The sequence below is a fragment of the Streptomyces sp. NPDC001508 genome (assembly GCF_040298665.1).
Taxonomy (GTDB): domain Bacteria; phylum Actinomycetota; class Actinomycetes; order Streptomycetales; family Streptomycetaceae; genus Streptomyces.
Genome location: NZ_JBEPAP010000003.1, coordinates 307,312 through 320,631 on the forward strand (window position 1 = coordinate 307,312; position 13,320 = coordinate 320,631).

Annotated in this window: 11 protein-coding genes; 4 read left to right on the top strand and 7 right to left on the bottom strand. The window is 68.9% G+C overall.

The genetic code is table 11. From position 1 onward, the window contains the following. Positions 1–36: 36 nt before the first annotated feature. Positions 37–945, top strand: coding sequence for a TerD family protein (locus ABT245_RS05460; RefSeq protein ID WP_351728864.1), 909 nt, complete (start codon positions 37–39; stop codon positions 943–945). A 494-nt stretch (positions 946–1,439) separates the two neighbouring features. Here the strand turns inward: ABT245_RS05460 and ABT245_RS05465 are convergent, their stop codons facing one another. From ABT245_RS05465 to ABT245_RS05490, 6 genes are all read right to left on the bottom strand, one after another. Next, positions 1,440–2,180 (bottom strand): TerD family protein, encoded by a 741-nt coding sequence (locus ABT245_RS05465; RefSeq protein WP_351728867.1) that lies wholly within the window; start codon positions 2,178–2,180, stop codon positions 1,440–1,442. Between the two features lie 91 nt (positions 2,181–2,271). Next, entirely contained in the window at positions 2,272–3,417 is a 1,146-nt protein-coding gene (locus tag ABT245_RS05470) for a DUF475 domain-containing protein (protein WP_351728870.1), read from the bottom strand. Between the two features lie 78 nt (positions 3,418–3,495). After that, positions 3,496–4,071, bottom strand: a complete 576-nt coding sequence (locus ABT245_RS05475) for a TerD family protein (RefSeq protein WP_351728873.1) — start codon at positions 4,069–4,071, stop codon at positions 3,496–3,498. 97 nt (positions 4,072–4,168) lie between these two features. Then, positions 4,169–4,744, bottom strand: coding sequence for a TerD family protein (locus ABT245_RS05480; RefSeq protein WP_351728876.1), 576 nt, complete (start codon positions 4,742–4,744; stop codon positions 4,169–4,171). A gap of 141 nt (positions 4,745–4,885) precedes the next feature. Further along, positions 4,886–5,344, bottom strand: coding sequence for a peroxiredoxin (locus ABT245_RS05485; RefSeq protein WP_351728879.1), 459 nt, complete (start codon positions 5,342–5,344; stop codon positions 4,886–4,888). Positions 5,345–5,460: 116 nt separating this feature from the next. Then, a complete protein-coding gene (locus ABT245_RS05490; RefSeq protein WP_351728882.1) occupies positions 5,461–5,898 on the bottom strand; it encodes a DUF3052 domain-containing protein in 438 nt (145 codons plus the stop codon). Between the two features lie 554 nt (positions 5,899–6,452). On the opposite strand from ABT245_RS05490, the gene aceE reads away from it, so the two are divergent. Continuing rightward, entirely contained in the window at positions 6,453–9,185 is a 2,733-nt protein-coding gene (gene aceE, locus ABT245_RS05495; RefSeq protein ID WP_351728884.1) for a pyruvate dehydrogenase (acetyl-transferring), homodimeric type, read from the top strand. A 434-nt stretch (positions 9,186–9,619) separates the two neighbouring features. Here the strand turns inward: aceE and ABT245_RS05500 are convergent, their stop codons facing one another. Then, positions 9,620–11,248 (bottom strand): MFS transporter, encoded by a 1,629-nt coding sequence (locus ABT245_RS05500; protein ID WP_351728887.1) that lies wholly within the window; start codon positions 11,246–11,248, stop codon positions 9,620–9,622. A 131-nt stretch (positions 11,249–11,379) separates the two neighbouring features. On the opposite strand from ABT245_RS05500, the gene ABT245_RS05505 reads away from it, so the two are divergent. Together ABT245_RS05505 and ABT245_RS05510 are read left to right on the top strand one after the other, a co-directional pair. Beyond that, positions 11,380–12,006 (top strand): TetR family transcriptional regulator, encoded by a 627-nt coding sequence (locus tag ABT245_RS05505; protein WP_351729011.1) that lies wholly within the window; start codon positions 11,380–11,382, stop codon positions 12,004–12,006. 79 nt (positions 12,007–12,085) lie between these two features. Next, positions 12,086–13,303: an alpha/beta hydrolase gene (locus ABT245_RS05510; RefSeq protein ID WP_351728890.1), complete on the top strand. Its 1,218-nt coding sequence runs from the start codon at positions 12,086–12,088 to the stop codon at positions 13,301–13,303. Positions 13,304–13,320 lie beyond the last annotated feature (17 nt).

Sequence of the window (13,320 nt, forward strand, 5' to 3'; positions counted from 1 at the left end):
TTGTCGTGACCAGGGCCGAGAGGGCAGGATGACCGCATGACGCACGCGATGCTGAAAGGGTCGAACGTCCCGCTGGAGGCCACCACCGTGCGGGCCGTGCTGCGCTGGTCACCCGGGCAGGGGGTCCCCGACATCGACGCCTCGGCGCTGCTCCTCGGCCCTGGCGGTCGTGTGCGTTCCGATGAGGACTTCGTCTTCTACAACCAGCCCCGGCATCCGTCCGGGACGGTGTGGCGGCTCGGCAAGAAACGGGTCGCCGAGGGCCTCACCGACACGATCCAGACAGACCTCTCGGGAGTCGACCCGGGGGTGGGCCGAATTCTGCTGGTCGCCTCGGCGGACGGCGTCACCTTCGACCGCGTACGGTCCTTGCGCATCCTGTTGTACGACGCGACGGCCGCCGACGGTGCGGCGCTGGCGCACTTCGATGTGAAGCCGGAGACCGGGGCGGAGACGGCGCTGATCTGCGGCGAGCTGTACCGCCGTGGCGAGGGGTGGAAGTTCCGCGCCCTGGGCGAGGGTTACTCCAACGGGCTCAAGGGGCTGGCCACGGACTTCGGTATCTCGGTGGACGAGTCGGAGGCGGCGGAGGAGGAAGCGGCGGCTCCTCCGGAGGTTTCGCGGCCGCTGCCGCCTGAGCAGCCTTCTGCCATGCCTGCGACCGTCCCGGTGCAGCCCGCGTACGGGTATCCGCAGGCGGGGTCGGGGCAGCCCGGGTACGGGTATCCGCAGCCGGGGTCGTCCCAGCCGGCGTACGGCTATCCGCCGGCGGTGGCTGTGACCGCGCCGGTGAGTCCCGATGCGCGGGTGGCTCCGCCGGACGTGCGGGTGGCTCCGCCGGATGTGCGGGTGGCTCCGCCGGATGTGCGGGTGGCTCCGCCGGATGTGCAGGTGGCTCCGCCGGATGTGCAGTTGCCGCCTCAGGGGCCGCAGTTCATACGCTAGCGCTGTGGCGGGGTGCGCCTACGGGGGTGCCTCGGTTGGTCGCTGGGCGGGTGCTGCGCCGTCGTGGCTTGGCGCGCAGTTCCCCGCGCCCCTGGGGGCCTGGGGCTCGCGGCGGGACAGGCTCGGGGCAGCGCCTCAAGGGGGTGCCTCGGTTGGCCGTTCGCGGCTGCGGCGTCGTTGGGGCTTGGCGCGCCCGCGCGGCGGAGCCGCATATCGACACAGCCCCGCGCCCCTGAGGGTGCTGCCCCGGCCCGGCGGGACAGGCTCGGGGCAGCGCCTCAGGGGGTGCCTCGGCTGGTCGCTGGGCGGCTGCTGCGCCGTTGTAGCTGATCGCGCCCGCGCGGCGGAGCCGCATATCGATACAGCCCCGCGCCCCTGAGGGTGCTGCCCCGGCCCGGCGGGACAGGCTCGGGGCAGCGCCGCTCGAACAGGGGGGGACGCCCATCGCGGCGGAGCCGCATATCGGTACGGCGCCGTGCCTCTGTCGGGGCTCGTCAGTGGCCTGGTTGGGATTTGTAGCCTCTGCCCCATTGGAGGCCCCAGCCGTAGAGGCGGTCCAGTTCTCCCTGGAAGCCGTAGACGAACTGGACCTCGCGGCGGACGACCAGTTCGCCCTTGATGTTCTCGATCATCACCACGGCACAGGAGCGGGCCTGCGGGTGCCGCTCGTCCAGGCCTATCTCGATCCGCGGACCGTTGCTCGGATAGAGCGTGACGATCGCCTGCGTGCGGTCGAACGCCGGCGTCTGGTCGTAGATGTACACGAACACCAGCAGCCGTTTGATGTTCTCGCGCTGGTCCAGATTGATGTACATCGTCTCGCCGGACGCCGAACCGAACCGGTCGTCGCCGCTCAGCTTGACGTACGGCGGTGCGTTGATGTCGCCGAGATAGCCGCCGAGCGGCTGTACGACCCCCTTGGTGCCGTCGGTCAGCTCGTACAGGCAGCCCAGGTCGAGGTCGACGTTGACCATGCTCTGCCCATGGCCCAGGATCTCCGGTGGTTTCAGTGCCTTGAAGGGGTGCCGGAACAGGCTGGTGCGTTCGACGCCGCCCATGATGTCGGACGTCCGCATCCGCCAGGCCAGGTTGACCCGTAGATGCCCGGTGGCCGCGTCCTGCTTGGACAGGGACACCTGCGGATGCCGCTTGCTGAGCTGGATGGAGTTGGTGGCGGCGCTGCCCGAGTCGAAGTCGGCCGCGCGCCCGCCCAGCAGCCCGTCGAAGAAGCCCATTCCCGCCCCCAGTACTCATGCCCGACCCGTGCCGGGGCGGCCGAGCGCGTCGGCCGCCCCTCGCTCAGAGCGTTCCTCACCGTCCGGGGTGTCACACCCCGGACGACACCTCGGTCTTCTCGTCCGAGCCGGTGCCGCCCTCGGCCGCGGCGAGGGCGCGGTTGCGGCGCACGGAGGACCAGAAGGAGGCGGCGATCAGGAGGACGCCGACCAGACCGGTGATGACCTCGTGGATCTGGTACTGAATGGTGACCATGAGGATCACGGCCAGCGCGCCGATCGCGTAGTGGGCGCCGTGCTCCAGGTAGACGTAGTCGTCGAGGGTGCCCTGGCGGACCAGGTAGACGGTCAGCGACCGGACGTACATGGCGCCGATGCCCAGGCCGAGGGCCATCAGCACGATGTCGTTGGTGATGGCGAACGCGCCGATCACACCGTCGAAGGAGAAGGACGCGTCCAGGACCTCCAGGTAGAGGAACATGAAGAACGCGGCCTTGCCGGCCAGGGCGACGGCCGAGCGCTTCTTGCCGGTGCGCGCGGCCTCCTCCTCTTCCTCGTGTTCGCGTTCCTCCTCTTCTTCGAGGCGGTCCTCGAAGAAGCCGGACAGGCCGCCGACGATCATGTAGGTGATCAGGCCGGCGATGCCGGAGATCAGGACGGTCTGGGCCTTGTCGACATGGGCGCCGCCGTGCTGGTGGGCGTGGGTGGCGAAGGTGAAGGCGGTGATGAGCAGGACGACCAGCGCGATGCAGACCGACAGCATGTCGACCTTGCCGAGTTTGGCCAGCGGCCGTTCGATCCAGCGCAGCCACTGGATGTCCCGCTCCTCGAAGAGGAAGTCCAGGAAGATCATCAGCAGGAACATGCCACCGAAGGCGGCGATCGCCGGGTGGGCGTCGGTGACCAGTTCCTGGTAGCGGTCCTTGTTGTTGAGCGCGAGGTCGACGGCCTCGATGGGGCCCATCTTGGCGCTGATCGCGACAATCACGACCGGGAAGACCAGCCGCATGCCGAACACCGCGATGAGCACGCCGACCGTGAGGAAGATCCGCTGCCAGAAGGCGTTCATCTTCTTCAGGATGCCGGCGTTGACCACGGCATTGTCGAACGACAGCGAGATTTCGAGGATGGACAGGATCGCCACGATACCGAATGCGGTCCACCCCCCGTAGAAGACCGCAGCGACCAGGCCGAGCGCGGTGACCGCGAACGACCAGCCGAAGGTTTTGAGAAGCACTGGCTACCCCATCGTGTGTTGGGGGCCCCCACCCAGACGCAGTCTGGGGGAGGGGTCTCCCCCGCGCCGTACTCGGCTTTACGAAACGTTGACTCCGAAGTCTAGAGCGATGCCCCGAAGCCCCGACGCGTACCCCTGCCCCACTGCACGGAACTTCCACTCCCCCTGGTAGCGGTACAGCTCGCCGAAGATCATGGCGGTCTCGGTGGAGGCGTCCTCGCTGAGGTCGTACCGTGCGAGTTCCTGGCCGTCGGCCTGGTTGACGACGCGGATGAAGGCGTTGGAGACCTGGCCGAAGGTCTGGCCGCGCTCGTCCGCCATATGGATCGAGACGGGGAAGACGATCTTGTCGCAGTGGACCGGGACCTTCGGCAGGTCGACCAGGATGCTCTCGTCGTCGCCCTCGCCCTCACCGGTGAGGTTGTCACCGGTGTGCTCCACCGAGCCGTCCGGGCTCTTCAGCTGGTTGTAGAAGACGAACCACTCGTCGCCGAGGACCCGGCCGCCCTGGCACAGCAGCGCGCTGGCGTCCAGGTCGAAGTCGGCACCGGTGGTGGACCGCGCGTCCCAGCCGAGTCCGATCATGACGTTGGTGAGGTTCGGTGCGGCCTTGGAGAGGGAGACATTGCCTCCCTTGGCGAGCGTGACGCCCATGTTGCTGGTCCTCCCCTGGGTGGAGCCGTTCGGTTGTCCTGCGCGTCCGGCGCCGGCCCCGGGCGGGGCGGCGGCGCCGGACGGGACGGGTCACATCTCAGACGTTGACGCCGAAGTCCTGCGCGATGCCGCGCAGGCCCGAGGCGTAGCCCTGGCCGATGGCGCGGAACTTCCACTCCGCGCCGTGCCGGTACAGCTCGCCGAAGACCATGGCGGTCTCGGTGGAGGCGTCCTCGCTGAGGTCGTAACGGGCGATCTCCTGCTGGTTGGCCTGGTTGACGACGCGGATGAACGCGTTGCGCACCTGGCCGAAGGACTGCTGGCGGTTCTCGGCGTCGTAGATCGACACCGGGAAGACGATCTTGTCCACGTCGGCCGGGACCGACGCGAGGTCGACCTTGATGACCTCGTCGTCGCCCTCGCCCTCACCGGTGATGTTGTCACCGGTGTGCTCCACCGAGCCGTCCGGGCTCTTGAGGTTGTTGAAGAAGACGAAGTTCTGGTCGCTGCCGACCTTGCCCGACCCGTTCAGCAGCAGCGCGCTGGCGTCGAGGTCGAAGTCGGTGCCGGTGGTGGTGCGGACGTCCCAGCCCAGACCGACGAGGACAGCGGTCAGGCCCGGGGCCTCCTTGGTCAGTGATACGTTGCCGCCCTTGCTGAGGCTGACTCCCACGAGTCCTCCATGTGTGTCCGGGGGCGGGGAGCCCCGTAGTACGTCGGATACCGGATCAACGAGTCGATCCTAGTGACGGGTTCCCGCCCCCCGCAGGCCCTGGTACCCAAGATTCGACGGTGTCGGTGGCGGGGCGCCGCGTCACAGGGCGCCGAGCGCGCGCACGTACTCGTCCAGGTCACGCGCGTCCGGCAGGGCGTTGACGACGGTCCAGCGCACGACCCCCTCCTTGTCGATGATGAAGGTGCCGCGCAGGGCGCAGCCCTTGTCCTCGGCGAAGACGCCGTACGCGCGCGAGGTCTCGCCGTGCGGCCAGAAGTCGCTGAGCAGCGGGTACTCCAGGCTCTCCTGCTCGGCGAAGACGCGCAGGGTGTGGATGGAGTCGTTGGAGACGGCGAGCAGCTGCGTGTCGTCGTTGACGAACGTGGGCAGGTTGTCGCGCAGTTCGCACAGCTCGCCGGTGCACACTCCGGTGAAGGCGAAGGGGTAGAAGAGGAGCACCACGTTCTTCTCGCCGCGGAAGTCCGAGAGCCGCACGGTGCGGCCGTGGTTGTCCTTGAGTTCGAAGCCGGGCGCCTTGTCGCCGACCTGGATCGCCATCGTCCTGTGTCCCTTCGGTGGGGCCGTTCGGGTGGATCCACCCTACGCAGCGATCACCGGGGTGCGGCGGACGGACCGGGGCGGGCCCGGCCCGTCCGCGTACGGGATGAGGCGGCCTACTTCCTGGACTTCGCGGCCTTCGGCGTCACCAGACGCGAGCCGCTCCAGTCCTTGCCCACGCTGACGCTCTTGGACGCCGACAGTCCCGCCGTCGTCGCGGCTTCGGAGATGTCACTCGGCTCCACGTATCCCGAACGGCCGGTCTTGGGCGTGAAAAGCAGGATCGCGCCACCTTCCTCGATGTATGTGGTGGCGTCCACCAGCACATCCGTCAGGTCGCCGTCGTCGTCGCGGAACCACAGCACCACGGCGTCGGCCACGTCGTCGTACTCCTCGTCCACCAGGTCGCTGCCGATGACTTCCTCGATGGACTCGCGGAGCTCCTGGTCGACGTCGTCGTCGTAGCCGATCTCCTGGACCACCTGCTCGGGCTGGAACCCCAGCCTTGCGGCAGGGCTCGTCCGCTCCTCCGCGTGGTCCGCGGTCGCGCTCACGGGTTGCCTCCTGATCATGTTTCGGTGAATGACTCAGCCACGCGCGTGCGCGAAGCATTGGCCGTAGTCCACACGGGCGGGGCGGATCGCGCAAGTACCCGGCCGTTCAGACCGCCGAAACGGTGACGATCCCGGCCGTGTCCTCGCAACTCCTGGCACCGTATCGCGCGGCACTCGACCGCACACCACAGCGTTGTGCCCGGTTTGCCCCATTCGGAATCATCCGGCTATACGGCCATCGAACAACTTTGCCACGCACGGTACACCCTGAGGCGTATCGTTGCGTTTCGGCTGGACCGCCCGGAAATACGTGGTGGGAGGGGCCGGACGGGCGCCTTCCCACCTCGCGGTGGAGGTGACGTACGCCGTGCCGCGGTACACCATGGGGAACGGCACAGGGACACGGTGCGGGGGCAAGGTGTGCGGACAAGACGCAGGGACAAGGCGTAGGGACAAGGCGTAGGGACATCCGAGAACAACCGGGGCAAGCGGAAAAGCAACCGTTCTGACAGGTACAGCCGGACACAGCAGCCCTTCGACAGGTAAGGAACAGCGTGGCTTCCGGATCCGATCGCAACCCGATCATCATTGGCGGCCTTCCGAGTCAGGTTCCTGACTTCGATCCCGAGGAAACCCAGGAGTGGCTCGACTCCCTCGACGCCGCCGTCGACGAGCGCGGCCGGGAGCGGGCGCGCTACCTGATGCTCCGCCTGATCGAACGGGCCCGCGAAAAGCGGGTGGCCGTGCCCGAGATGCGCAGCACGGACTACGTCAACACGATCGCGACCAAGGACGAGCCGTTCTTCCCGGGCAACGAGCAGATCGAACGCAAGATCCTCAACGCGACCCGCTGGAACGCGGCCGTGATGGTCTCCCGCGCGCAGCGCCCCGGCATCGGCGTCGGCGGCCACATCGCCACCTTCGCCTCCTCCGCCTCGCTGTACGACGTGGGCTTCAACCACTTCTTCCGCGGCAAGGACGACGGCCGCGGCGGCGACCAGGTCTTCTTCCAGGGCCATGCCTCCCCCGGCATCTACGCGCGCGCGTACCTGCTCGACCGGCTCACCGAAGCGCAGCTCGACGGCTTCCGCCAGGAGCAGTCGAAGTACCCCGACGGGCTGTCCAGCTATCCGCATCCCCGCTCCATGCCGGACTTCTGGGAGTTCCCGACGGTCTCCATGGGCCTCGGCCCGCTCGCCGCGATCTTCCAGGCCCGGATGAACCGCTACATGGAGGCGCGCGGCATCGCCGACACCTCCGGATCGCATGTGTGGGCGTTCCTCGGCGACGGCGAGATGGACGAGCCGGAGTCGCTCGGCCAGCTGACCATCGCCGCACGTGAGGGCCTGGACAACCTCACCTTCGTCGTCAACTGCAACCTCCAGCGGCTGGACGGCCCGGTGCGCGGCAACGGCAAGATCATCCAGGAGCTGGAGTCGGTCTTCCGGGGCGCCGGCTGGAACGTGATCAAGCTGGTCTGGGACCACACCTGGGACCCGCTGCTCGCCCAGGACCGCGACGGCGTGCTGGTCAACAAGATGAACACCACCCCGGACGGCCAGTTCCAGACGTACGCCACCGAGTCCGGCGCATACATCCGCCGGCACTTCTTCGGCGACGACCACCGGCTGCGCGCGATGGTCGAGAACATGACCGACGACCAGATCCTGCACCTGGGCCGCGGCGGTCACGACCACCGGAAGATCTTCGCGGCGTTCTCCGCGGCCAAGGCGCACAAGGGCCAGCCGACGGTGATCCTGGCCAAGACGATCAAGGGCTGGACGCTGGGCCCCAACTTCGAGGGCCGCAACGCCACGCACCAGATGAAGAAGCTGACGGTCGACGACCTCAAGCACTTCCGTGACCGGCTGCACCTGCCGATCTCCGACCGGGAGCTGGAGTCCGGCCCGCCGCCGTACTACCACCCCGGCCGGGACACGGAGGAGATGCAGTACATGCACGACCGGCGCTTGGGGCTCGGCGGCTATGTGCCGACCCGGGTCGTGCGCTCGAAGCCGCTCGCGCTGCCCGGCGACGCGACGTACGCGACTGTGAAGAAGGGCACCGGTCAGCAGTCCGTCGCCACCACCATGGCGTTCGTACGGCTGCTGAAGGACCTCATGCGGGACAAGGAGATCGGCCGGCGGTTCGTGCTGATCGCACCGGACGAGTACCGCACGTTCGGCATGGACTCCTTCTTCCCGAGCGCGAAGATCTACAACCCGCTCGGCCAGCAGTACGAGTCGGTCGACCGGGATCTGCTCCTCGCCTACAAGGAGTCGCCGACCGGCCAGATGCTGCACGACGGCATCTCGGAGGCGGGCTGCACGGCCTCGCTGATCGCGGCCGGCTCGGCGTACGCGACCCATGGCGAGCCGCTGATCCCCGTCTACGTCTTCTACTCGATGTTCGGTTTCCAGCGCACCGGCGACCAGTTCTGGCAGATGGCCGACCAGCTGGCGCGCGGTTTCGTACTGGGCGCGACCGCCGGGCGTACCACCCTGACCGGCGAGGGGTTGCAGCACGCGGACGGCCAGTCCCAGCTGCTCGCCTCCACCAACCCGGCGTGCGTGGCCTACGACCCGGCCTACGCGTACGAGATCGCGCACATCGTGCAGGACGGGCTGCGCCGCATGTACGGCGGTGACGCCGAGCACCCGCACGGCGAGGACGTCTTCTACTACCTCACCGTCTACAACGAGCCCATCCAGCACCCGGCCGAACCGGCGAACGTGGACGTCGAAGGCATCCTGAAGGGCATCCACCGGATCGGCGAGGGCACCGCGGGCTCGATCCCGGCGCAGATCATGGCGTCCGGGGTCGCGGTGCCATGGGCGCTGGAGGCGCAGCGGATCCTCGGCGAGGAGTGGAACGTCCGCGCGGACGTCTGGTCGGCGACCTCCTGGAACGAACTGCGGCGGGAGGCCGTGGCGTGCGAGCGGCACAACCTTCTCCATCCGGAGGAGGAGCAGCGCACGCCGTATGTCACCCGGAAACTCAGCGGTGCGGAGGGGCCGTTCGTGGCCGTGTCCGACTGGATGCGGTCGGTGCCGGACCAGATCGCGCGGTGGGTGCCGGGGACGTACCAGTCGCTGGGCGCGGACGGGTTCGGCTTCGCCGACACCCGGGAGGCGGCGCGGCGCTTCTTCCATATCGACGCGCAGTCGATCGTGGTGGCGGTGCTGACCGAGTTGGGACGGGAGGGGAAGGTCGACCGCTCGGTGCTCAAGCAGGCCATCGACCGGTATCGGTTGCTGGAGGTGGCGGCGCAGGCTCCGCCGGCTTAGCCGCTTGGCTCCGCCGGTTTGGCCACTTGGCTCCGCCGGTTTGGCCAGGGGGTTGGTTTTCGGGTGCGGGTGCGTTGTGGGATTTTGCGCGGGCCCCTGCGGGGGGCGTCGGCCGTCTTTCGGGTGCGGGAACGTTGTGGGATTTTGCGCGGGCCCCTGCGGGGGGCGTCGGCCGTCTTTCGGGTGCGGGAACGTTGTGGGATTTTGCGCCGTTCCCCGCGCCCCTATCGGGGGGCGTCCGCCGTCGATTGGGTGCGGGTGCGTTGTGGTGTGTTGCGCAGTTCCCCGCGCCCCTATCCGGGGCGGTATCCGCCGTCGATTGGGGGCGGGTGTGTCGTGGTTTCTTGCGCTGTTCCTCGTGCCCCTGTCCGGGGGCTCCCGGGGAGTCAGTCTGAGGGGCTGACTCCGCCGGGATTTCCGTGGGCTGCGCGGGCTCAGATGTGGCCTACGCCCGCGCCCGCCTCCGCGTTGTCGCCGCGCTTGGTCAGGAGCGCGACCAGGACGGCGACGACCGCCACGCCCGCGGCCACGAAACAGGCCAGGCTCATGCCGGAGATGAACGTGTCGTGCGCGACGGCGGTGATCTTCCCGGCGATGGCCGCGGGCGTGCCCTCGGGCACCGGGGCCACGCCCACCTGCACCGCCTCGGACGCCTGGGCGAGCTGTTCGGAGGAGAGCTTCGGCAGCCCCGCGTCCGTCCAGTTGCCCGGCAGGGCGCTGTCGACCTTGGACGCCATCACGGCACCCAGCACCGCCGTACCGAGGCTGCCGCCGATCTGCATCGCGGCCTGCTGGAGACCGCCGGCCACACCGGACAGCTCCATCGGGGCGTTGCCGACGATGACCTCGGTGGCGCCGACCATGACGGGCGCGAGACCGAGGCCCAGCAGGGCGAACCAGATCGACATCGCGGCGCTGCCGGTGTTGGTGTCCAGCGTCGACATGCCGTACATCGCGATCGCGGTGGCGGCCATGCCGCCCGCGAGCGGGATCCGCGGGCCCAGCTTGGTGATCATGGCGCCGGCGAGCGGGGAGCCGACGATCATCATGCCGGTGAGCGGAAGCAGATGCAGACCGGCGTCGATCGGGCTCATGCCGTGCACGTTCTGGAGGTAGAACGTGACGAAGAACAGGCCGCCCATGAAGGCGATGGCCATGAGGACCATCAGCACCACACCCGCCGACAGCGGAACGGAGCGGAACAGGCCGAGCGGGATCAGCGGCTCCTTCACCCTCGTCTCCCAGAAGGAGAAGAGCCCGAAGAGCAGGACAGAACCGACGATGAACGCCCACGTCAAGCCGTCGCCCCAGCCCCACTCCGGCGCCTTGATGAGCGCCCAGACGAGGCAGAACATCGCGCCGGACAGCAGGACGATGCCGGGGATGTCGAAGGAGCGCGGCGCGTTCTCGGCACGGTGGTCCCGGAGGATCAGCACACCGAGGACGAGGGCGAGAACACCGACCGGCACATTGATGAAGAACACCGACTGCCAGTTGACGTGCTCGACCAGCACGCCGCCGAGGATCGGGCCGCCCGCGGTGGAGGCACCGATGACCATGCCCCAGATACCGATCGCCATGTTGAGCTTCTCGGCCGGGAAGGTCGCCCGCAGCAGGCCGAGCGCGGCCGGCATCAGCAGCGCGCCGAACAGACCCTGGAAGACACGGAAGGTGACGACAAGACCGATGCTGTCGGACAGGCCGATGACGCCCGAGGCGGCGGCGAAGCCGACGACGCCGATCAGGAAGGTCTGCCGGTGACCGAAGCGGTCACCGAGCTTGCCCGCGGTGATCAGGGAGACCGCGAGGGCGAGGAAGTAGCCGTTGGTGATCCACTGGACCTGGGCGAAGGTCGCGCCGAGGTCCTTCTGGATCGCCGGGTTGGCGATGGCCACGATGGTGCCGTCGAGGGCCACCATCATGACCCCTACGGCAACGGTGATGAGCGTGAGCCACGGATGGCCGCGCAGGCCGGCGGCGGGGGCCTGGACCGACGGGTCCGACGGTACCCGGTCCGCCTTGTCCCCCGACCCCGCCGCGTCGATGGTGGTCTGACTAGTCATACCTTCGAGGCTAATGACAGCGGCTGACAATTGACAAACCAATTCACAAGTCGGTAACTGTCATGTCACTCACATATAGCCCGAACTGGGAGAACGGTTCGCCCAAGAGGGCCCAAGAGGCGGAGGAGCCCGTGGAGACGCTACGCGAACGCAAGAAGCGTCGCACCCGGGACGCCCTGCTGCACGCCGCCCTCGACCTGTTCACCAGCCAGGGGTACGAGCAGACGACCGTCGACGAGATCGCCGACGCCGTCGAGGTCTCGCAGCGCACATTCTTCCGGTACTTCCCCGGAAAGGAGGAAGCGGCCTTCGCCATCCAGGAGATCACCGAGGCGCACTTCCTCCGTGCGGTGCGCGAGCGCCCGCCGTACGAGCCCCCGCTGGAGGCGCTGCGCCAGGCCGTGCTGGAGGGCTGGGAAACCGTGAACGAGACCATCGCCTCGGTCGTCCCGGTCGAGACGTATCTGCGGATGTTCCGGGTGATCGAGTCGACGCCCGTACTGCTCGCCGCCCATCTGCGCCGCTCCGTGGAGACGGAGGAGGCGCTGGCGCGGCTGCTCGCCGAGCGCGAGGGGGTGGACGTCGAGACGGATCCGCGCCCACGCCTCCTGGTGGCCGTGTTCGGCGCGGTGATAAGGGTCACCGGGCGCACCTGGTCGGTCGGCGACGACATCAGCGTCACGGCGATACGCGACCTCACCAGGTCATATCTGGACCTGGTGGGACCCGAGCTGATCGGGAGCTGGCGGCCGGACTGAACCCGCCGCGTCCGCCGAAACGTGATACCCGTCACTCGGTTAACGCGAGACCGTCTCGTTCTCCTAGTGTGTCCTCCCAGTGACTTCCTTCGACACCTCCCCGCAACTCAACGTCTGGCGCGCGCTGCTCGCGCTGGCCGTCGTGTTCGTGATGCTCACGACCACCGGCTGGACCGCACTGCGCAGCCACCGGGAGGCGAGCGCCCTGCAAGCCTCGCTCACGGCGTGGGAGCACGGCAGCGTGCACGGCCACCGGCTGCCCGACCCGCACGCGGCCCCCGCCGCGCTCACCCGGTTCTTCGCCTCGCTCAGCGCGCGGGAGCAGATCGGGCTGGCGCACCGGTACCCGCTCGCGGTCGGCAACATGAACGGCGCCCCGGTCGAACTGCGCTACCGCGCCAACCGCATCGCCCTGGACGAGGCGCGCAAGGCCGAGAAGAAACGCATGCACGACACCAGGCTCACGCCCGTCGGCCAGCAGCAGGCGGGCCGTCGTATGCACCGCTTCGAGGCACTGCTGACCAAGGGCCGGCACATCCTGGCCTTCGACCCCGCGGGCCCGGGCCGGATCGCCGAGGTGTTCGGCAGTCTCCGCAAGGCGCAGCGGATCTCGGTCGTGGTGCCCGGCGTCGACACCGACCTGCTCACCTTCCAGAAGACGTACAGCCCGTACTCGGCGCCGGTCGGCATGGCCAAGGCGCTGTACGCGGCGGAGCGCGCCCAGAGCCCCTCGACCCGTACGGCCGTAATCGCCTGGGCCGACTACACCTCGCCCAGCGGCCTCGGCGTCGACGCGGCCACCGCGATGCGCGCCGAGGACGGTGCCGTCCGGCTGAACGCGCTGCTGCGGGCGCTGCCCGGCGCCGCGCCCCTGTCGCTGTTCTGCCACAGCTACGGCTCCGTGGTCTGCGGAGTGGCCGCGCACGGCATGCCGCGCCGGGTGACCGACCTGGCGGTGGCCGCGAGCCCCGGCATGCGGGTCGCGAAGGCCGCGCACCTCGGCACGGACGCCCGGGTGTGGGCGATGCGGGACGCCACTGACTGGATCCAGGACGTGCCCTATCTGGAGGTCGGGGGGCTCGGGCACGGCGCGGACCCCGTCTCCGGCGGGTTCGGCGCGCGGGTGCTGTCGGCGCGGAACGCCCAGGGGCACAGCGGCTATTTCGAGCCGGGCACGGACAGCCTGCGCAACCTGGCCGACATCGGGGTGGGCGCGTACCACTCGGTGACATGCGCCCGCGACGACAAGGGGTGCCGGAGGGGCCTGACCGACGGCTCTACGGTCGAACGCGCGTAGAACTTGCAGGAAGTGCG

What these genes read in the sequence shown, in the direction of transcription:
- ABT245_RS05460 (WP_351728864.1), top strand. Translation starts at nt 37, where the DNA reads ATGACGCACGCGATGCTGAAAGGGTCGAACGTCCCGCTGGAGGCCACC.
- ABT245_RS05465 (WP_351728867.1), bottom strand. Translation starts at nt 2,180, where the DNA reads ATGGGCTTCTTCGACGGGCTGCTGGGCGGGCGCGCGGCCGACTTCGAC.
- ABT245_RS05475 (WP_351728873.1), bottom strand. Translation starts at nt 4,071, where the DNA reads ATGGGCGTCACGCTCGCCAAGGGAGGCAATGTCTCCCTCTCCAAGGCC.
- ABT245_RS05485 (WP_351728879.1), bottom strand. Translation starts at nt 5,344, where the DNA reads ATGGCGATCCAGGTCGGCGACAAGGCGCCCGGCTTCGAACTCAAGGAC.
- ABT245_RS05500 (WP_351728887.1), bottom strand. Translation starts at nt 11,248, where the DNA reads ATGACTAGTCAGACCACCATCGACGCGGCGGGGTCGGGGGACAAGGCG.